We start from the raw sequence: 21,836 nt of genomic DNA, 5'->3' as shown, positions 1-21,836 counted from the left end.
ATTATAATTGGTTAGATAATAAATGCTACATCTGGCTATACACGTCATCTATCGTGTGAGCAACGATCATTCGGCTGCCGATAGATTTAAAATGCTCTTTGCCACAGTGAATTTTTCCCTTTTCTATTGGTCTCAAATGTTCATCAAAAACAGTACCTTTAGACTCCGTCACGAAGTACAACTGCTCTTCAGTACCTTGGTTATATAGAATAGCCCAGTCAGGATTGTATGTTCCTAGAGGAGTTGGTACTTTAAACCAACTTGGTAGCTTAGTGTAAAGTGATATATTATCACTAGCTTCAAATTCCTGAGCCAAGTTAACCTCAACTTCAGAATCACACAACGTATGTTCGTAGGCAGATTTACTCGAAACTACCAAATGTTTGCTCAAATAACCTACTAAATCCTCTTCTTCAATCTTTTTTTGATCATAAAACTCTTTCTCACCAATCTTTTCGTACTTAATACCATCTACTATAAACAATCGTTTCTGTAGATTTATAACCTCAATACAGCTCTCAATAAATGCTTGAGGATTAGACTTAAAATAATTGATTACACGTGGCTCTAATCCTTTAAGCAACCTTACAATTGATTTACGTGTAAGATCCGTTTCATTTTGCAGATAAGTAATTATATCTGGTAAATGATTCACTTGAAAATTAAGATGTTCGACATAATTTTTGACTTGACCATCTGCCTTAATACCGCCTTGATCAACCGCCAATTTTGCTTTAGTATGTTCAATTTTAGCCTGTTGATTACGAAGGTTATTATTTAATGATTCAATGCATTTATTGATCAGTTCATTCGAATCAAACTCAACTTTATAAACTGTTTTGTATTTAATAGAATCCCAAAGCGCTCTAAATTCATCAGATAAATATACTTGCTTATTAAGTTTAATATGAACCTTATCCTGATTATTCTTAATATCAAGATTACCCGCAACTTCTTTAATCCTATTAATAATTTGTTTAGTAACGTCATCACTAAACTCCTGCCCTAAATCGACTACTCCATCCTTGATAGCTTGTTTTAAAACATCTTGAATCTTTCCCTTCGCATCGATATATCCTAATTCTATAAAATGTTTATATAGCTTATTTGACTCATCTTGTCCTAAATAAATAGGTTCATCTTCTTCGTCAAAATCATTAACAATAGTATTGAATGACTCTAGTGCTAAATAACCAAATTTAATTCCTGTATCTTCTGTCAATTCTTTTTGATAGCCTTCCACAAATTCTGTAAAACTTTCATTCACAATCGTGGTAAGGATATTTACATTTTCATCATAGACACGATTGCCTGTTTGATCTACAGGAATACGTAAACCTCGTCCAATCTCTTGACGACGACTAATCTCAGAACCTCCCATTTCCTTTAACAAGCAAATTTGAAACACATTGGGGTTGTCCCAACCTTCTTTTAGTGCTGTATGAGAGAAGATAAAACGCACAGGTGAATCAAAGCTCAACAAACGTTCTTTATCTTTCATAATCAATTGATACGTATCCTCGTCAGCTTTGACTGTTCCTGAAGTATCTTTGAAAGCTTCAAACTTCTCTTTAACATTCGATTTTTTTGATCTTTTATCACTAGAAAAATAACCCTTATGCACTTCAGTAACATCAATATTTACATCTTTCACTTCTTTGAATAGTGACAACTTATATTTAGGATGTTGGATAATACGTGCATATTCTTCTTCGAATATTTGTGCATAATCGCCATTTCTAGGATTTCCTTCTTCATCATACAGACGGTATTTTGCTACTGTATCAATAAAAAACAAACTCAAGACTTTGATGCCTCTTGGATTTAACTTTACTTCTTTATCCAAATGCTCTTCAATTGTCTTTGCAATGAGTTTGCGTTTAATTTCTTTATCATCTACCCCACCAAGTGTTTGACCTGTTTGAGTCAACTTACCATTCACAAATGAAATATAATCCAATTCGATATTGATTTCATTGATGATATAACCAAAATATTGATCCAATTTGGATATCTCATAAAGATCATCTCCTAGCTTGACATCTTTATTCGCTCTCGAAACTTTACCGTTTTTTCCTTTGATATCAATAGTTACCTTAGCTTTAATTCCACTTTTATTTGAAATGTTAATACACTGAATAAAAGCTCCATCACTTACTTCATTTTTAGTAGTAATAGAAGCAACTTCTATTTTCTTAACTTTATTATCATTATATGCATCTATTGCATCAAATTTGTACAATAGATTAATCTTTTCTCTGTGAGTTGCTGAAAAACGAAAAACTGCTAAAGGATTTAAATTTTTTACAGATTTCTTCTGTAAGGGAGAGTTTATCGTAGTTTGTGGTTCATCCACAATAACGACAGGGTTAGTTTCTTGCAACAAATTAATAGGTATTGCCCCTAATTTATCGTTATAATCCAATAATATACGCTTTGTAGCCTTCTCGCTATCCATATCCTGCGCAAAGGCTTGGATATTAATGATCATTATACGAACCTGATCCGAAGTCGCAAAATCGCGTACTTGACTTAAGTTTGCACTATCATAAATAAAATATTTATACGGTACATTTTCAAACACTTGCTTAAAGTGTTCGTCTGTCAACTGCAATGATTTATTGATACCCTCGCGAATAGATACAGAAGGAACTACGATAATGAATTTTTTAAATCCATATCTTTTGTGCATTTCAAAAATGGATCGAGTAAACACATAGGTTTTTCCGGTCCCTGTTTCCATCTCTATGGAAAAATGCAAATCATTCTTATCAATATCCTGAGGTGTAGAAATACGTAAACCATTACGCAATTGAATGGCTTGTGTATTCTCAACTAACTGCTTCGGTAGCAAGTTCAGTTTATTAGCATAACCCAAATCTGCGGCATAACCAATAGATTGATCTGTAGGAGCTAAAACGGTAAAATTAGATTCTAGCTTCTCCTGCCCTTTGAAGACATCAATTACAGCCTCAATAGCATCTTGTTGGTAACTCAAATTACCCTCAAACTGTATTTTCATTGCCATAATTAAATAGATTTTACATTTTCAATTCCTGCTTGACGCAAGGTTTGTACAGTATTCGTTTTATCAGCATCATTCGCAAATCCTGCATCTTTAAAAATTACAGATGGTTTGTCGTCTGAAGATTCTGTATGCCATTCTGCAATTGCTTTGGCAACTTCCACGTTGATATTATTGTTCAAACAAATGTACATCGCACCAAAACCAATGTTGTAAATGGTACAATTATTTACTTGCTTTTCTTGTATGGGTAGGGTGAGTTCTAACCCATATTTTAATAAAATTTCGAACAACACATCTTCTTCGGTACGATCAGACTTAATGCTATCTCCATTATGCTCTGCAAAAGCATCTAACTGTCCTTCAAAATTCTCCACAGCAGTATCCCAAGCTCGAATATTGGAGCTATCTAACTTAAATGCACGGAAACCTATATCTAGTTTGTAGATGTTTTCTTTATCCTCATTTTCTTGTTTGATTAATTCCCCAGCTCTACGAATACGCTCTTTGGTTAATTCAGTTAGTTTCTTGGGTTTACTAATGCTATTTAATAAATCTATCCCATTTTGTATTATTACTTTTTCATTAGTTTCTGCAAACTTTAAATTAATTTCTAAATCTTCAGGTAATTGTACACAAATACACTTTAAATTTAATTCACTATCTATCTTGTATCTTAATACTGCTTCAAATGTAGTACCTGAACCTGCAAAAAAGTCTAATACTATATCATCATCTTTACATACAAAATTGATTAGATACTTAATCAAATTAACTGGTTTGGGATATGAAAAAACGCTTTTACCCATTATTGAAGTAAGATAACTTGAAGCATTTTCATTTGTATCAATACCATTTTCTATCTTATTTAATAAAGGACTAATATGTTTATCTTTTATAAAGTTAGTAGGTCGCTTAAAACCTTCACCTTCCCTAATAAAACGAACTGATAATTCTTTTGATTTTACTATTAATGTTGTTCCAAATGATATTTCATTATCCAAAAATTCTTGAGTCCATTTAAACTCTCCCTCCATTTCAACATCTCTATCAGGATATCCATTGAAAATATAAATATCGTTTAGTAATTTAACTCTTTCAGAACTATATTTTTCATAATACCCATTAGGAAATGACTTGGGGTTAAAATATATTTTTTCTTTTGGAAAAATTAATTTAGCGATATTATTCCCTGTGTTTAACAAAGGTTGATCACCTCCGTCTAATAATTCTCCATTGTATTTATTTTTATTTTTTAATTTCTCATAACACAAAATGTACTCATTTGTTTTTCGGGATTTAATAGCTAAAGAAGGAGGTGTTGAAGTTTTTACCCAAGAAAATATTTCAATAAAATTCTCCTCTCCAAAAACTTCATTACAAATCTTTTTTAAATTATCAAGTTCTTCTACACCGATGGAAATAAAAATAACTCCGTCGTCTGTCAATAAATTACGAGCTAATTTTAAACGAGGGTACATCATATTTAACCAATTGCTGTGGTATCGTCCGTCACTTTCTGTATTGGTAGAAAGTTTTTTACCTTCTTCGTCGGTTTGCCCAGTAAGCTCTAAATAATTGGTTAAGTTGTCTTTATAATTGTCCTTATAGACAAAATCTTTACCTGTATTGTACGGTGGATCTATATAGATCATTTTGATTTTGTTGCTGTAGGTTTTCTGTAGCAACTTCAACACCTCAAGGTTATCTCCTTCAATAAAAATATTACCTGTAGTATCCCAATTTTTACTATCGGCTCTGTTGGGGCGTAAGGTACCAGTAGAAACTTTATTGGCTTCTTTTTTGGCCTGCGTCTTACCTGCCCAAGTCATTTGGTAGAATTCTTTGTCTTTTTCTACATAATCCCCCAGTAAGGCTTGCAATTCTTCTACAACAAGTTTACCTTCCGAAAAAATAGTTGGAAACAGTTCTTTTAGTCTTTCCATATTATTGGCTACGATATCTTCAGAACCTAAAGCATTGATTTTCTCCATGTTATTTTATTTTTTCTTTTAGTTGTTGTATTTCTTGTTTCAATGCGTGAATATCGGTATTTAAAGCCACTTTTTCACTCATTTGAGTCACTGTTTTTAATGTTTTACTGTAGTTTTCTATTTGCTCTTCGGCTACTTTTATTTGCTGTGCGATCTGCATATATTCATCCGTTACATAGTCAGGGCGTTGTACATATTCGCCTGTCAAATCTGTCAAAGCATAGTTTTTCAAGGCTTGTATATAGTAAGTATAGAAAACCTTTAGATTTTGTTTTGGTACCTGTGAATAAGCTAAAGCATCTAAAAATACCTGAGAAGATTCAGAATCTATACTTTCAGATACATAGACCTCTTCTATTACTCGTTGCTCCACCAATTGTTTATGATAGCGTTTGGTAGCCAACGATAAATGGCTGCTCGTATGATCATCAGATTGGGTAATCACGACACAATGATGAGGTAAAAGCTGATGTATCAATTTACCTATTGATTTATAAAGTACAGCATATCTTTCAGCGCTTAGGAACACACGAATAAAGTACAACTGCGAATAATCCTCCAATTCATCTTGATAGGGCTCTATATTAGCCATAGGCTGATTGATACTCGCGATTAATTGGATTTGTTTCACATCTGCAGAATCTATTAGTTTTAGCTCCGACGATGTTAAATCACGCTGCTTTTTTAATTCTACTTTTTTGATAGTAGCTTTAACCAATACCCCCGACGGGAAATTTATTATCTCCTCCCAATTCATTATGCCGAAACAATTAAATAGCTTAAAACCTCGTATTGATTTGCACTAGATGATTTGCCTGAGAAGACAGCATTTGCATTAAAAATAGAAGAAATCTGTGCTTCTTTCTCTTCCCCAGACAGATGAGACTTCACTACATTCAATAATTCGGTATATTCGGACATATAGCGTCCTGATTTGGTGCTGATATTAAATTCCTTAAGCAATTCTGTATCTATAGTCTCCTTTCCGAAAGCTAGTTTTTTGAATAAATCCAAAGCGCGCTTTCCCGTTCTAGCTGGAACAATTATTTCCCCATCTTTATTAATATAAATTAATGCATATGGATGTAAAAGGTTTAATTTCAACTTCTCATCAAAGTTTGTGTTATTCAAATCCTTTACACAAAATAATACGCCAGCTTCATGATCTACAATATTATTGCGTATCAAAGAAAAAGATGCACTAGCAAATTGTTCATAACGAAGTTTGTCTGTTGCTGAAATACGTTCTGCGTCAATTTTGAAATCATTAAAGGTCAAATCAGTAATACTGATTCCGCCTTCCAAATCTTCTAAATCAACTACGGATTCGCGCATACGTTCCAATTGCTTTTTACGATATTCGAGTTCCTTTTGTTGTCCAGAACGCTCATCGATGACATTATCATCTCCTGTAGCTGAAATATCCAAAATTTGCATCCTACCTTTTACACGTTGTACCAAGTCTATATACTGATCTAACTCACGTGTCGGGTAAAAATTGACTAGTTGTATATATTTATTTTGAGAACCTATTCGATCTATTCGTCCAAAACGTTGAATAATACGAACAGGATTCCAATGTATATCATAGTTTACTAAGAAATCGCAGTCTTGTAAATTCTGACCTTCGGATATACAATCCGTACAAAACAAAAGATCAATATTTCCTTTTTGCTTTGGCATCACCGTATCACGAGACTTAGATAAAGGCGAAAAATTAGTCAAGATGGACTGTAGATCGGTTTTACAACCTATTAACTTAGTCTTGTTAGCATCTCCTCCAACCACCATAGCTGCATTTAACTGATGTTTATTCTGAAAATAACTGGCTAAATTGTCATATAAATAACGAACAGTATCAGCAAATGCACTGAATACAATTACTTTCTTATTCTCCGTATTTAAAGGTTTATCTATTTTTTCTTCAATAAGGTGAATCAGATCTTGTAGCTTTTGATCTCGGCTTACGGTGATCTCTTCACAACGACCTAAAAGTTTTTCTATAATGGCTTTGTCAGATTCCAAAAAGCCTTTCATCTTAACTTGGTCAATATCCTGAAGCAATACCTTAACCTTACCACCAATTACAGAATCACGCAATTCTTCATCATCAAAATCCAAATCCATGATATCAACATCATCCAGAAACTCTTTGTGGTTGTCAATTTTCTCGATTAAGAAATTAACTCTATTTAAGACAGAGTTCAAGGTTAAACAAAATGAATGAATGGAAGATTCTAAACGCTTTAAAAGATTAACACGCATCAGCGTAATAATACTTTCTTCACGCTCTAACTGACTGAATTTTGTACCATTTTTCGTTATTGTATCATACTTCTCCGCATACTTTGGTTGCAAGTGCTTATGAACAAAAAATAGTGGCGAATAGAATTGCAAATTCAACATCTGCAATTGATCATTGAGATAAGTAATGGAAAATTCTTTATCCTGGGTATCAAACTCACTATACATGGACTTAGGCTTCAATCGTTCAGGAAATTGACCTATATCAGATACATCGTAATACTTTTCAATGTGTTTTCTAGAACGTGAAATCGTCAGCAAGTCTAACAGTTTAAAATAATCACCATCCAGCCTATTAATCAAGCTATCACGAGAAGGATCACTATCTTTCAACCAATTATTAAATTTAGTTTGTGCTTGTCTTAATGTAAGCTCGATACTCGTAATCCCCTCTTCTTTCAAGGCCTGGTCGTTGGATTCAGTGATAAATGCTACTTGATTTTTCAAATCATTTAATCGCGTATTGACAGGAGTTGCTGATAGTAAAAGAACTTTGGTTTTTACACCTGCACAAATAATCTGATTCATCAGACGCTCATAACGTGTAACGTGATCTTTGGAAGGATTGTTATTTCTAAAGTTGTGCGATTCATCAATAACCACTAAATCATAATTCCCCCAATGCACTTTATCTAAATCAATATCACCAGACAAACCACCTTCTCGACCTAAATCAGTATGGTTCAGCACATCATAATTGAAACGATCCTTTTCTAGAATATTTGTCGTATAATTTTTAGTATAAGCTATCCAGTTATCTCTTAACTTCTTTGGCGCTAAAACTAAAACCCGATCATTGCGGAGTTCATAATATTTTATAACAGCTAAAGCTTCAAAGGTTTTACCTAGTCCTACCGAATCAGCAATAATACATCCATTGTATTTCTCAATTTTATCAATTGCTCCTAAAACAGCATCCTTTTGAAAATTAAACAATTTTGACCAAATCACGGAACTCTTGAAACCAGTCCTTGTCAAACGCTCCTCTTTTAAATCAGATTCATCTCTATCTTGAAAAATCTTAGAAATAGTATATTGATAAATATCATGAGCTGGTTTTAGGGGATTAGCCTGATCATACAAAGAAATAAGCTCCTCTTTACAATCTACTGCAGCATTCCATTGATTGTTAAACGTTTGCTTGTAACTAAATTGTGAATCAGATATATAAGAAATTAAATATGGACCTCCTTCTTTGATAATACCTAATGTTGCTTCATGAACAGTATTAGGAGCAAGCATAAAAACATGCTCATCAATGACCACAAAAGACAAACCGCCAATATTAGATTTTCTGACCTCAACACTATCCTGAAACTTTTTCAAAACTGTATTTAAGCGGTAATAACCTTGTAGAGCTGAGTCAGTCCGCACTTCTATAGGATTATGAATAAATAATGCTTTATTATTATCAAGATCACTCGTATTAATGATAATCCGAACCCTTTGGTTACCTTTAAATTGATCGAGTAAAACAAATAAAGCATTGAATGAAAAATTATTCGAACAGATTAAAATTTCAGAGTTCGAGTTTACTTTTGATAGAATTTCATTGACAAGGAAATAATCTTGATTATTTATAATCATGTGGTTAATGGCTAATAATTATATTCTTCTCTAAAATAAACATATTAATGAATAATGCTCAATAAAAATAAATAATAACTAACTAAGTACAATACGGAAAACCGTAATAATAGAACGTAATAAATAAAAATGATTATTATTGCATATAAGATTAACAATAATAAATTATGCCATTACCTAAACATGACGAGCTCCGTATTCCCATTATGACCTTATTAAATACAAATGGGGTAATGAAGCTTCGCGATTTTGTCGAGCCTTTAGCAAAACATTTTAAATTGACTGATGATGAAGTAAATGAGATGTATCCTTCTGGAAACGGTCATGTTTTCTATGATCGTATTTCATGGGCACTGAGCTATTTGAATATGTCGGGTTTACTAAATAAGCCGAAAAGAGGAATATATGATATCAACGAAAAAGGTAAAGATATTTTAAAATCTCCTGAATTAATTGACAGTTACATTGAAACTGAACTAAAAACTCGAGAACCTATCAGAGGAAAGAATAAAACAGGAATATCTTCTAATATAAAAAAGCAATCTGTCTCAAATAATACACCACAAGAAGAATTGTATGCATCTTTCGAGAGCATCAAACAATCGCTTTTTGACGAAATATTAGAAACCATTCTTTCGAAAACGCCAGCAGCTTTTGAGAAATTAGTATTACAATTACTTCAAAAAATGGGGTATGGTGGTGAAGTAAGAAACGCTGGATTAGTTACACAATATTCAAATGACGGAGGTATAGATGGAATTATTAAAGAAGATATTTTAGGCTTTGGTAGAATTCATATTCAAGCCAAACGTTATAAAATGGATTCTACTATTGGAAGAGAAGATATCCAAAAATTTGTAGGTGCTTTGGCCGTTGCACAGTCAAACAAAGGTGTTTTTATTACAACCTCAGGATTTTCAAAAGGTGCAATTGACTATGCTAACAGCTTAAATGGCTCAACAACAATAATTTTAATTGATGGTAAGCAGTTAGCAAATTACATCTATGAATATGGTTTAGGTATGCAAATCGAGCAAACTATTGAGATTAAAAAATTAGATGCTGATTTTTGGGATTCCATGAAAGATGAGTAACGAGATCTTATTATATGTATTTTTATTTTTAGGTTTAGCAATCCTATTAAAATTTTTAAAACCCAAAATCAAAGGTTTTTTAGGGGAATTACTTATCCGATTTGTACTCTTATTTCTGAATAAAAAAGAGTATAAAATAATACACGATGTCAAAGTGTTTTACAATGGACTAATGTCTCAAATAGATCATGTCGTAGTATCCAAATACGGTATATTTGTCATAGAAACCAAAAACTATAAAGGTTGGATATTTGGTAGTGAAAACGCTTACGAATGGACACAGGTAATCTTCAATAATAAATACAAATTATACAACCCAGTAAAACAAAATTTAGGCCATGTAAGAGCATTGCAAGCCAACCTAGCAGACTATCCTAATCTTGATTATTTTCCGATTGTCGTATTCACAGGAAGTGCTCGATTAAAAGTCAATTGCTCATATCCCGTAATTATATTTTATAGACTTCTGAAAACAATTAAGAGCTCTAAAGAAATAAATATCAGTGAATTCACGAGAGATGAAATCTATAATTTGCTGCTTAAAATTAATGGAAACATCCCCAATATTGAGGCTAAAAAATTTGGTAATACGACTATAAAACAAAAAAATAATCTATGTCCAGATTGCAACAGCCCATTAATACCTAAACAAGGGAAATTTGGTAGATTTATGGGATGTACAAATTTTCCAAGATGTAGATATACAAAAAGGTTGAGTTAGATTCTTTTTTAAGAAAAATCCGCAATAATATCCTCAAAATCAGCTTTGATAAATTCCCAGTATTTCCCTTTAAAACATATTGGGTCAAAATCATTATCCGCAATTTGAAAATTGACAAGATTTGATAAAATTAAATTACGATCATGCGTGTAAGGATAGCGATGCTCATGTAATTCAAGCATATGCATTATAGAATACCTTCCTAACAATTCGTGCAAATCCCAAAAGTCCTTTTTACGCCCACCCCGCTGTACCACATCAATTTTCATCGCTATAATTTCTTCAATAGATGCTATGCGAATTTCATCTTCTACAACCACATCTTGAATAAAAGAATCCGTATAGAAAACATCTAGTTTTACGGTATTTTCTGCGTCTGTCCCAATCGTATAAGATTTCCCCATAGCTGGAGCTACATTTGACAGGTAATCTACATAAGAAAAAGAATTTTTTAAATAATTATCAATAGCTTCAAAATCTAAAGTACCATAGTCTGCATCCGAGAAAAGATCAATATCTATAGATTCACGATGGCCTAAATGCAAACTTAAGGCTGTCCCTCCGACTAATCGAAATGAGGAAAAAACATCTGATTGCATTAATCTTATTAGTGTACACTTAAGCAGTTCATTAACTGTGTTGTAATAAAGCATATTAATATCTATTGTTAATGCAGTGACATTGGTTCAGTTTTATTAGAAGCTAAAGCCTCTTGGATTTTATCTAAACCGTAAAAACGTTCTATCTCTTTTTTTTCTTCGTCATTACCTCTTTCAAAAACACGCTGAATAACAGCTTTACACTGCTTTTGCCAATCAATTTTATGAATATCTGTATCCCAAAAAAGTATTTTTCGTACAATACTCAAATCAGGATGAATTTTACTAAGCTCGTTTTCTTTAACCTTCTGGATATCATAAAAAGTTTGTAACAGCGCAAAAGTCCCCTCTTCTAATCCTAAAGCTTGATCAACTTTTAAAGACAAAGGAATTGGAATACCTCGTTTCCCTTTAAGAATGGCGTTAAAAATCTGTCTATGCGTATCCACAGACAATGCAAAAGGACTCGGCTTAATCGCACGCTTATTAAGTTCTCGTTCTAGTATTACACCTGGATGTATACCTTTAAAACGTTCTAATTTCTTTTCCATAATCAAATGTAATCAAATTTGATTACAATTTAAAATTTGTGCACAATAGATTACCAACAAATTAAATTCAATAGCAAAAACAATATTAGCCTTGATAAAAGACATTTCCATAAAATAAAAAACTCCTCTCATTGTATTTCAACCAAAGCATCCCATCTAAATCTCCTATTCTCTCCATATTTTACATATCCCAGTTGATTGGTCAACATATTTGTACCTCCCACTTTAAATTCAGAAACATTACGATGATGATGACCATAAATCCAACTATGAATCTTCGATGATTCAATAAAATTATCTAAATCTGTAGCAAAAGCTTCACTTATATTACTGTTTAAATATTCTTGAGGATAATTATGATAGGTCGGAACATGATGCGTAACGACTATATTTTGTTTTTGATCATCAGATGAAACTGCTGTTTTAATATAATTTAGATTTTCTTTAAAAAGTTCATTGCAACGGTCAACAGAGAAGAACTGATTTCCATCTCCTATCACCTTGTAATCATACAATCCTTTCTTAATAAAAAAAGACATTTCTGGTGAAATCTTCGTCCATAATGTAGAAAAAATAAATCGGACATCTTCCCTTTCAAGAGTGTAATTATTTACCAAAAAAACATTTTCCATTATTTTTTCTTTAAACGCTGAAGTTCTACCTTCCAAAGTACCGTGATAATATTCATGGTTTCCTGCTATCCAATATGTTTCTTGAAAATTTTCAGAACAAAATTTCAAAAAGTCCTTAGCAAGATCCATATTTTTAAACGGAACTATATCACCAGCTAATATTAAAATATCACCAACTGGAAGTAAAGGAAATTCTTCAAGAAACCTTTTATTTTCTGAAAATTCTAAATGCAAATCTGAACAATACTGTATTTTCATAAAACAAATTTATGAAACAATATACTTGTTATTGACCAACTTTGCTATATTCAAACTATAAAATACACGGTTCAATGTCAAGATCAGTAAGAAAAACTAAAATATTCGGAATTACTACAGCCATATCTGAGAAACAAGATAAACGACTATGGAATCGAAAATTTAGAAAAATATGTAAAAGATTAATTAACGTGGAGAAAGAAGCTCCAATCAAAATCCAAGGTGTTACGAACGTTTGGGACGGTGCAAAAGATGGAAAGCAATATTATCATCGGGCTTCAAAAAAAGATATGAGAAAATAAGTGTCTTTAGAAATTGTAATGAACCATATTTAAGGTAATTAAACAGCGAATTTTAACTATAATATCCTTCAATTTTCCTTATCTTTACAATAATAATTTATTGAACGAAACAGCGTAAGCTATCGTATTGGTTAGACTGAAATTGCGACCTTCATTTGACAACCAACTTTCGATAGACTTACGCCCGTGCCTGATATTGGGCGTGGGCTAAGTCTTTCTGGTTGTCAGGCCGTCGCAAGCCTCAGTCTTGGATTGATCTTAGTTTCACGCCTTTCTTTATTTCTCAAAATAAACTTAAAATGGCACAAGAAAGATTTTATTACAGTTCTAAAAGTTCCCCCTTAATTTCAGCTGATGAGTCCATAGTAAATCAGATTTTAACGATGTATGAAGATGGAACTTCGGTTGGCTTGATTAAAGAAACATTCCCAGATATTAAGATTAACAACAACCTTTATATGTTTCTGCCTTATGTGATCACCGATGATATTTGTGACTGTGGTAAACCTTTGTACAGAAAAACAAAAGGCAGAACATCATTCGCTGCAGAACTCATTTATTGTCCAGCTTGTAGACATGATGAAACACCTGATTGTTTATGTAAAACTTGCATTTTAAAAAGAAAAAATGAGCTTGAGGCTAGAAAAATGCATTTTTATAAAACTTGGGATAGTTATTATGACAATACTTATAACTCAGATATTGAATTAAGTAATCTAAGTATTTATGAAGAGGTTCAACTAGTTATACTAATTCACGAATACTTTAATAAAGAATCAAAATCCTTCAATTTCATAAATGCTCGGCTAATTGAAGTAAATTTCGGTGTACGCCAACTTCCTACGGAGATCTTTAAATTCACTAAAGCATTTATTGATAAAAAGATCCTTATACCAGAAAAAGAAGTCGAATATTCAACCTCACTCGACCATTATGGTGACTTAGGTCTTTTTCAACCTCAACTAACTTTGGCTAATTGCCAATGGACACTCAATTTAGCGAAAGATGGTACTACTTTGACTGTAGGAGAAATCTTCAATTATCTTGTCAAAAAAGATTACACAGCTGCTCAACGTGAGATATTTTGGAAAGAATGCTATCAAGAAAGTATAATCAACTACTTTGAATATAGCACCAGAAATTATGCAAATTTTGATCTTATTAAACAAAATTTAGAATTAATTGCAGATGAACTATTTAATCACTACAGCTTATCAAAAGCCTACAGATTAATCTATTATGGTATACAACGAACATTAACACATAAAGCAAAATATAGTACAACGATCAAAAGTGCAAATAGTTATCTACGAAACTTGATGCTATCGAATATTGAGAAGTACAACCTTCCAGAACATAAGCCAAATCTGAAAGACTTCAATCCTGTAGAATTATCAGAATCCTACTTCACACATTATATCAAACGCTACATTTTGCGAAGTAATCAAGAGTATTTCTATTACAACTTGGCTGACATTAGACACAAATTTTAATCACATAAAACTATTAAATCATGAGAACAATTATCAAAATTTCACTCCTTCTGATCGCACTTTTCAGTTTTTCTTGCAGCAAGAACAACAATGATAGCCCGAGCCCGAATAAATCGTCTAAAAAGGTCGTAGAAGTAAAAATTAGTTGCGGCTCGAACTATGCTGATTATTCTGCTAATCTAGGGTTACAGGCAGCAAGTGTGGACGCTGACTTGAAAAGTGACTTCAAGTTTATAGGGATTAATTCTACTTTATCGATATTTCACGAGGCAAGTATAATACATCAAGCCAACCTATCCCCTATCCCTAGTGCTATATCAAGTATCAAAACTTCAGCTGCTGTAAGTACCTTCACTATTTCATCGGTCTTTACCAATTTAAAAGAAAATGCCAATCCGCTAACAGTGACGTATGAATTTTATGTAGACGGCAAAAAGACAACTACTAAAACACTTATTTATGAGCCAAATGATTATGCCGCAAAATCATTGATTTTAGATGTTACAAATCCAATTGAACTAATTGAAAACTAGATATTTAAGAAAAAACAGCATTATATATTTATATAATGCTGTATGTATATATTTATATAACTTCAAAATATATAATTATATAAGATTATAGTATATAATTATATAACAAATGAATATATATTTATATAATAATTTAACGTCTAATCCTTCTTCTTTTTCTTCTTTCTTCTTCATCTATTTGTTCAGCGCTAACACTACCAAGTAAGCCACTAAGATTGCTAATAAGGGAATTTGAATCATGAGATAGCCCGTTAGAAATAGATTCTTCAATCTCTGAATCTGTTTCTTCATCTGTGCGATCTCCGTGAGAATGAGCTGTAAATCTTGAATCACCTCCTTTTCTGTCATTGAATTCATCTTCTGATACAGTATATTTTGATTCTTTATAACTTTTACTTGATATTCTGCTAGTTCGATCATCCCCGATTTCACTTCCTCTATTTGCTTTGTTAAGCTCATTTTCAAATCTTGATCTTGTATCAATGTTTGTTTGACGAACTGTTTCGCCATCTCTGCTTTGTTTGCCATAATTTAGATTTTGAGATAAATTATTCCATTTAAATTGATTTCCTAGCTTTTGACCTTTCGCTATAAATCCATTTTGACTGATATAGGTTATACCAGAAACTCTTCCCGTGCTGCTGGATTGATTAAACAAGAGGTAAATTCCGTTCAACTTACAATTCTCTATAAACGACTGTATATCTACAGAAACACCTAATGCTGACTTAACTTTTTCTTGCATTAAAATTCTTTCTGAGGGATGTCCAGTGCGTTGCATCATTTCTAGCTCATCTTTTGTTGGTGCTCGGTCTAGTGCTTCATGAGACGATCTTACCTTTTCTAAGTTAAAGCGTCTCTCAAGTTCTCTACAGACCGTTTCGCTCCTTCTGTAATTATTGGAATCGGAAACCACCTGTACTTTCCCTTGCTCATCAATAGACAAGCGATGAAGCAACAGATGTACGTGAATATGTTGATGATCCTCACCGTCATTATGTTTGTACAAGACAAATAAATTATCATCCGTAAAACCCATTCCTTTTTTATAAGCTTGAGCTATGGCTATTAAATCAGCATTTCTTAAATGTGTATCCTTCTCAGAAAAACTTAATGCAACATGATATCCATCATTTGTCAACTTGGAATTTAGTTTATTCAACATTCCAATTTCTTTCATAATTTCTGCCTTATTATATTCCATAAAATTATGATCCAAAACTTCCGCCCGCTGAGTTTTATCTTTAAGGTTAAGCTTGCTATCATTATAATCCAATGCCGCAGCAAAACTGTGAACTTTCTGCATCGCTATCATACGCTATAGATTTTAGATTTAATTATTTGCAATATTTCATATAATTCTTTCATTGTTTTACCATCAATTTCTGCAATTCTACTTTGATTAATAGCCTTAACATATTGATTAAAGTTTACACCAATTTTTCGAAGCTGTTGGTATGTTTGAACATCTAAAATTGGAGGAATAGCTTCAGGCATTTTTGCCTTCATCAATAGAGACCGTATTACCTCTGGGCTATTATTTTGAGTTAGAGAAACTATAGTATCAAGCTTCCTTTTCTCTTTTATATTTAAACGAACTTTCACCTCGAAAACTCGTTTTTCTTCTTTACTAAGCAATTTTCTTTTCATAATTAAACGGAGTGCAATTAATTGAGCAAGCGTTGAAGAGGGACTCTCAACATGGCTTGCTCACTTTCAAGCTATTTCTTATTTAGTAAATAATCCCCTACATCCTTATAGTCTTTGTAAAATCCATTTAGAGGGATTACTTTATCAGGATATTTATTCAATAATGCATTCAAAATTTCCATTCCTGCAGGGTCATTGTCTGTGCTAGCGTATAAAGTGCCATATGTAGCTGAATACTCTGACAATACCTCAAACACCTTCAACTTGGTAGAGACCGAGTTCATGATGATAAAGTCATTCTTCAGCTCCATTTTCTTATTAAGGCATAACTTTGGGTAAAGGCTTAATAAAGACACAAAATCGCTCCAGCTTTCCAAAATCACTACGCTAGAAGAGCCATTCTTTATATGAGTGATATCTTTGGCCACAAGACACATTTTGTGCCGTACAAAGCCTTGTTTTGCTTTATTCCAATACTCCCAACTCAACTCATAGCCTTGACTGTCATTCTCAAAACCGACAGCATAATAAACCTTATCTTTTAACTTAAAATGTACTTCACAGAGATATTTCCAGTATTGCTCATCGATCTTTCTACGATTCAGATATTTTATGAGATTATGGTTTTGGATTTTTTTGATAGCTAAGATTTCGTAACTATCCTGTTCTTCTTTTTTAGAAAGCTGATTACACTCATTTTTTTGCTTAACAAAAGAAGAAGTTAGATCAAAAGAATCCAGTAATGACAAAGCATGCTTAACTGAGCAGCGATAATATCGAACCATGTAATCTACGACAGTACCTGACTCTCCTGTCCCCCAATCCTTGTATGTGTTGTCATCCTCATTCACGACAAAACTTGCTGTCCGTTCTTCTCTAAACGGACTAATGAACCAATGGCATTTTTTGCCTTTATTATTTCTCGAATACGACTCTTTATACCCTTGTTTATGGAGTATTGAGAGTAGTGATATTCTTGTATTAGCAATTGAGCAATTCATGAGTTTTTTATGTTTTTTTTCAAAAAGTACCTACCTAATTACCTAAGATACTTAATCAACTGATTAACAGTTAGGTAAGTTGATTTTTATAAGTTACCTATGCCTACCTAAGGTTACCTAAACACCCCATTTAGGTAACCTAAGGTAAGTATATTTTAAGGTTACCTACCTAAACAAAACACTGATAACCAATCATATACAAGAGTTTAGGTAACTAGGTAACCTTTTTTCATTTTTTTTAAAACTTTATTGGTAAATCAAGAAATTTAGGCTTCGCTAAATAACCATAAATCTGTCTTTGCGAATGCTTAATTCTAGGAAAGCCATATTTCTTTAAGGCAGAGCCAATTTTAATATTATTTAATCTTACACCTGTAAGTGAAAGCTCATATATCACGTCAGAAGCCGTTCTAAAATCTTGTATATCTTCACTGATTTCATAGAATCTGGATACAGCATCGCATTCTGGAGATAAAATCATGAACTTAGAATTTCTCTCTTCATTTCTATTAACATCATCAGCAGATAATGAAGATTCAAAGTCAGGTACATACTTATAGATATGGTATGCTTGAGCCCAAAATTTATCTATGTCGAATTCCTTATTGTATCGCTCATAATCAATCCTTCCAATAACTTCAAATACAATCCATCGAACATTCCCCGTCTCATCTACCAAGAATTCACTACGGTTAGTACTACCAACAAAGCTAGCTGTACGATGCAAGAATGAATTCTTCTTATCAAATGGTAGTCTATCATTTACGGTTTGAAGTGAAATCATCGCTTTAACCTTGTCGGTATCTTGTTTTCCTAACCCTTGAAGCTCTTCCAAATTCATTACAAACGTTTTACAGAGTTTGACTCGACCATCTTTATCCAAGGATAAGTTCTCGCCATAATACCGATTGAGACATCGAGGAACTAAGTTTTTCAAATATGTACTCTTACCTGCATTCTGAGCCCCATTTGCCAAAATTATACTGTGCTTATTTATTTCATCTGGGATCAGAATCGTTTTAATTGCCCTTACAGCCCATTTCTTCATATGATAATAGTATAAGTCATCATCATCCGTTTTAACATAACTGCAATACTGCTGAATGTAATCGAACCCATCCCAAGATGCCAACGATTCGAAATAAGTTTGAATTGGATTGTATCTTTCTATAAGATCTGACCTTAGATAGTTGATAAACTTTTCTCTACTAATCTTAATATCGTTCTGATCTAATAAAATTAATAGAGAGTTCTCATTCAATTCGAAAATTTCAGATTCCTTATCAAGCAAGCTTATCTCAAAGCTCAAACTAAGTTCATTAAACAGAATCCGATAGCGTTTCGTCATGTATTCATGCACACGATTATAGATAGAACTACTACTATAATCAAAATCATAGATTTTCATTTCTTTACTCATATAGAATTTTGGAATAAAAGACTGAAAACCTTACCTTTGCTATGAGAAATAATAAAGGCAAGACTTTCGAGTCAAAAGAATTTCAAAGCAAACACGTGCAAGTGTTTGCTTTATTTTTTTAAATACAGATCGGATAATTGATCAATCTGATCATTGGATAATTTTCGACCAGCCTTTAAGTAGGCTTCTAATTCACTCTCATAGAAATACAACCTATTACCTCTTTTGAAATGGGGAATTTCAAGATTATTGCATTTTCTATAAATACTTGCACCTGAGAGCAACAATATATTTGCAGCTCTATGTACACCTATTGGTTTTTCATTTGGAATAGCAACCTCATTTTTTGCTGATCCAAATACTTTTTTTACAGTTTGTTCAATAATATCAACTAACTCTTGTTTATTGATACTAGTAATTATTACTTGTTCCATAAATTATCTTTTAAGTGCTTATAATTAATGAAACAAAGCTATAATCAAGTGAATTCCGTTGTGCCAAAACGGAATTTTATCTTAAAAATTTATTTAAAAATTGTCGATCGTGATGACCATTAAGATATCTTTTCAATGTTTCGACTGTGCCAATTTGTTTACTATTATCGACACGTTGAAATTTTCGGCTCATCCATTTTGCTAATGCAGCCTTTTCTACAGCTAAATAACCATTACCATGCAAAAATTTAAAGAACTCGCATACTGTTTTAGTATCTTTCAAATCAATATCATAGATAATTTCGTTTTTCCTACCATTAAAAAATTCTTGATTAAAATGAGCCCTTTGATATTTATCAGGAATCAATTTATCGAAATAACATGTTATTTGTTCTAATATTTCACGGGGTAAATTATCATTTAATAGCTTTACTTCTCCAAATTCTTCTATCTTCTTCCTAACATAACTTTTATGATGTTTAATTTTTAGTGATGTTTCAAGATTTTGTATTTTTATATTGAATATCGGCACAATTTGATCATTAATAAACTTTAAGTAATCAATTGCTCTTTTATCTCTACTTCCACTAAGAAGATGCCTTATTATTGCAAATTCACTTAAGGATGATTTCAAAGAAATCAATGTTTCATGCTGATCTAGATCCTTTTCTTTATTTTGAATAATTAAGTTTAACACTTCTAACTGTACATTCAGAAAATCATTTAATGCATTAGAATGACTTAAATCTATATTTTCGGTATCAAAATTTTTATAGATAATTCTATATTTTTTAAACCTATCGTACTGATTAACGAAGTCTTTAAAATCCTGCCAGAAGTCAATAGATATTTTTATCAAATTTCTACCAGCGTTACAATAAAAAATGTTTAAACTCATATCTCAATACTGTTAGCCATTTTAACCTTGTTTTCTAATATCATATGTGAATAGATTTCTGTTGTTTTTACATGCTGATGATGAAGCATTTCTTTGCCAGCGTAGATTCCAAATTTTTCAATCAACATAACAGCGTATGTATGTCTAAAGTTATGCCATGTTATTTTTTTCTTTATCCCAGCTAAATGCAACCACCTTTCTAATATTTTATTAGTGTTAGCCGAATACTTTAAACCTTTAAAAACTTGTTCGGATTCCTTACCCATTACCCCCATGTATTCAAAAGCTTGATCCGAGATTGGGTGGATAATAAATACTCCAGGCTTTTTACTTTTTAATCGTAAAACATGCCTGTTTTTTGAGTCAAAGGAATAAGATCCCCATTTAAGAGGAAAGGCATCACTTACTCTAAAACCAGTAACTATACAGAATAATGCAGCCCTTTTAATTGTTTCATTTTCACAAGGTGTTGCTTGTAGTCTTTTTAATTCATCTACTTCTAAAAATTCACGAAAAGGATTTTCAGCTTTGGGAGATTGAATCCGTGCAGTAAAATTCTTCGATATTAATCCTTGTAAATAAGCTTCTTTAACAGCAGCTTTGAATTTATTAAAATACATATGTTTAGAATTAGCACCAAGCTTATGCATTTCACTCTTTAGTGTTGTCGTAGATTCCAGATATACCTTAAAGTCTCTACATAACTTTTCAGTCAAATCTTTAAATAGACATCGGTTATTCGTAAAATCACTAAAATATTTGAAAGAACTTTTCCAATTGTTGTAATTACCATCTGATGTTGCACGTTTTTTACATTCAGTTTTAAAAAAATCCAAAAAGCTTTCCTTTTGTGCGAAAAATGACCCTTCTTCAAATGCTCCTGTCAATAATTTATTTTCCCTCTCAACTCTAATTTTTTCTGCAGCGAGCTTTATAATTTGATTTTTTTGTTTTTCAGAAGAATCCTTAGTCTTTTTATAATAATACATTTTTAAGAATTCTCTTCGAGTTGACTTACCCGTTTTTGGGTTCACAATCGGAGGATAGTAGTCTAAATACAAACTAACCCTTCCATCTTTAAGCTGATTTTCTCTTAATTTAACTTTAATCATGATATTTTATTTAAAGAGTTCGTAAATATTGTCTCGCGCAATTATTACTCGAGATCCAAGCTTTGTCACTTTCAAACGGTCATCTTTAATTAACCTCCATAATGTGGTACGACTGACTCTCAATAGCTGACAAGTTTCATTTATATTAAGAAATGGTTTATCAACTATTAAACTACTTGTAGTCGGAGTACTAATTTTGTTTTGAGTCTCTATGTGAGAATTTATCAT

The 21,836-nt window shown here is 32.2% G+C and carries 20 protein-coding genes; 5 read left to right on the top strand and 15 right to left on the bottom strand.

Annotated features, from left to right (window positions below):
- Positions 1 to 25 precede the first annotated feature (25 nt).
- From C4F49_RS13595 to C4F49_RS13580, 4 genes are read right to left on the bottom strand one after another with little or no spacing between them, the layout of a single operon-like run.
- Positions 26 to 3,028, bottom strand: coding sequence for a restriction endonuclease (locus C4F49_RS13595; RefSeq protein WP_196936389.1), 3,003 nt, complete (start codon positions 3,026 to 3,028; stop codon positions 26 to 28).
- 2 nt (positions 3,029 to 3,030) lie between these two features.
- Positions 3,031 to 5,019, bottom strand: coding sequence for a site-specific DNA-methyltransferase (locus C4F49_RS13590; RefSeq protein ID WP_196936388.1), 1,989 nt, complete (start codon positions 5,017 to 5,019; stop codon positions 3,031 to 3,033).
- Position 5,020: 1 nt separating this feature from the next.
- Positions 5,021 to 5,776 (bottom strand): DUF4391 domain-containing protein, encoded by a 756-nt coding sequence (locus tag C4F49_RS13585; protein WP_196936387.1) that lies wholly within the window; start codon positions 5,774 to 5,776, stop codon positions 5,021 to 5,023.
- Complete coding sequence (locus C4F49_RS13580; protein WP_196936386.1) at positions 5,776 to 8,910, bottom strand: DEAD/DEAH box helicase; 3,135 nt, start codon at positions 8,908 to 8,910, stop codon at positions 5,776 to 5,778. The genes C4F49_RS13585 and C4F49_RS13580 overlap by 1 nt, the downstream gene beginning before the upstream one ends.
- A gap of 167 nt (positions 8,911 to 9,077) precedes the next feature.
- Between C4F49_RS13580 and C4F49_RS13575 the strand changes: the two genes are divergently transcribed.
- Entirely contained in the window at positions 9,078 to 10,004 is a 927-nt protein-coding gene (locus C4F49_RS13575; RefSeq protein WP_196936385.1) for a restriction endonuclease, read from the top strand.
- Positions 9,997 to 10,725 carry an NERD domain-containing protein gene (locus C4F49_RS13570; RefSeq protein WP_196936384.1) on the top strand — a complete coding sequence of 243 codons (729 nt, stop codon included), beginning with the start codon at positions 9,997 to 9,999 and terminating at the stop codon, positions 10,723 to 10,725. The genes C4F49_RS13575 and C4F49_RS13570 overlap by 8 nt, the downstream gene beginning before the upstream one ends.
- Positions 10,726 to 10,733: 8 nt before the next feature.
- On the opposite strand, the gene C4F49_RS13565 is transcribed toward C4F49_RS13570, so the two are convergent.
- From C4F49_RS13565 to C4F49_RS13555, 3 genes are all read right to left on the bottom strand, one after another.
- Entirely contained in the window at positions 10,734 to 11,378 is a 645-nt protein-coding gene (locus C4F49_RS13565) for a nucleotidyl transferase AbiEii/AbiGii toxin family protein (protein ID WP_196936383.1), read from the bottom strand.
- 14 nt (positions 11,379 to 11,392) lie between these two features.
- Entirely contained in the window at positions 11,393 to 11,875 is a 483-nt protein-coding gene (locus C4F49_RS13560; RefSeq protein ID WP_196936382.1) for a helix-turn-helix transcriptional regulator, read from the bottom strand.
- Positions 11,876 to 12,003: 128 nt separating this feature from the next.
- Complete coding sequence (locus C4F49_RS13555) at positions 12,004 to 12,765, bottom strand: metallophosphoesterase (protein WP_196936381.1); 762 nt, start codon at positions 12,763 to 12,765, stop codon at positions 12,004 to 12,006.
- A 74-nt stretch (positions 12,766 to 12,839) separates the two neighbouring features.
- On the opposite strand from C4F49_RS13555, the gene C4F49_RS13550 reads away from it, so the two are divergent.
- The 3 genes from C4F49_RS13550 to C4F49_RS13540 all read left to right on the top strand — a co-directional run bounded on the left by C4F49_RS13550 (position 12,840) and on the right by C4F49_RS13540 (position 15,093).
- Positions 12,840 to 13,067, top strand: a complete 228-nt coding sequence (locus C4F49_RS13550; RefSeq protein WP_196936380.1) for a hypothetical protein — start codon at positions 12,840 to 12,842, stop codon at positions 13,065 to 13,067.
- Positions 13,068 to 13,366: 299 nt separating this feature from the next.
- On the top strand, positions 13,367 to 14,560 hold the full coding sequence (locus C4F49_RS13545) for a hypothetical protein (protein ID WP_196936379.1): 1,194 nt from the start codon (positions 13,367 to 13,369) through the stop codon (positions 14,558 to 14,560).
- Positions 14,561 to 14,580: 20 nt separating this feature from the next.
- On the top strand, positions 14,581 to 15,093 hold the full coding sequence (locus tag C4F49_RS13540) for a beta-barrel fold lipoprotein (protein ID WP_196936378.1): 513 nt from the start codon (positions 14,581 to 14,583) through the stop codon (positions 15,091 to 15,093).
- Positions 15,094 to 15,226: 133 nt separating this feature from the next.
- Here C4F49_RS13540 and C4F49_RS13535 read toward each other — a convergent pair whose 3' ends face one another.
- The 8 genes from C4F49_RS13535 to C4F49_RS18165 form a co-directional block, all read right to left on the bottom strand.
- On the bottom strand, positions 15,227 to 16,408 hold the full coding sequence (locus tag C4F49_RS13535) for a relaxase/mobilization nuclease domain-containing protein (RefSeq protein WP_196936377.1): 1,182 nt from the start codon (positions 16,406 to 16,408) through the stop codon (positions 15,227 to 15,229).
- The gene (locus tag C4F49_RS13530; protein ID WP_196936376.1) at positions 16,405 to 16,743 is read right to left on the bottom strand and encodes a hypothetical protein; all 339 of its coding nucleotides are present in this window, start codon (positions 16,741 to 16,743) and stop codon (positions 16,405 to 16,407) included. Before C4F49_RS13530 ends, C4F49_RS13535 begins: the two co-directional genes overlap by 4 nt.
- A gap of 71 nt (positions 16,744 to 16,814) precedes the next feature.
- Complete coding sequence (locus tag C4F49_RS13525) at positions 16,815 to 17,744, bottom strand: CHC2 zinc finger domain-containing protein (RefSeq protein WP_196936375.1); 930 nt, start codon at positions 17,742 to 17,744, stop codon at positions 16,815 to 16,817.
- A 238-nt stretch (positions 17,745 to 17,982) separates the two neighbouring features.
- Positions 17,983 to 19,164: a VapE domain-containing protein gene (locus C4F49_RS13520; protein ID WP_196936374.1), complete on the bottom strand. Its 1,182-nt coding sequence runs from the start codon at positions 19,162 to 19,164 to the stop codon at positions 17,983 to 17,985.
- A gap of 110 nt (positions 19,165 to 19,274) precedes the next feature.
- Positions 19,275 to 19,598: a helix-turn-helix domain-containing protein gene (locus C4F49_RS13515; protein ID WP_196936373.1), complete on the bottom strand. Its 324-nt coding sequence runs from the start codon at positions 19,596 to 19,598 to the stop codon at positions 19,275 to 19,277.
- Between the two features lie 76 nt (positions 19,599 to 19,674).
- A complete protein-coding gene (locus C4F49_RS13510; RefSeq protein ID WP_196936372.1) occupies positions 19,675 to 20,496 on the bottom strand; it encodes a hypothetical protein in 822 nt (273 codons plus the stop codon).
- Positions 20,493 to 21,608 carry a tyrosine-type recombinase/integrase gene (locus C4F49_RS13505; protein ID WP_196936371.1) on the bottom strand — a complete coding sequence of 372 codons (1,116 nt, stop codon included), beginning with the start codon at positions 21,606 to 21,608 and terminating at the stop codon, positions 20,493 to 20,495. Before C4F49_RS13505 ends, C4F49_RS13510 begins: the two co-directional genes overlap by 4 nt.
- Before the next feature lie 6 nt (positions 21,609 to 21,614).
- Complete coding sequence (locus tag C4F49_RS18165) at positions 21,615 to 21,836, bottom strand: helix-turn-helix domain-containing protein (protein WP_418895783.1); 222 nt, start codon at positions 21,834 to 21,836, stop codon at positions 21,615 to 21,617.

Source organism: Sphingobacterium hungaricum, assembly GCF_015210005.1.
In the GTDB taxonomy this organism is placed as follows: Bacteria; Bacteroidota; Bacteroidia; order Sphingobacteriales; family Sphingobacteriaceae; genus Sphingobacterium; species Sphingobacterium hungaricum.
Note: the sequence above shows the minus strand (reverse complement) of the source record. Positions and strands in the feature narration are given on the sequence as shown.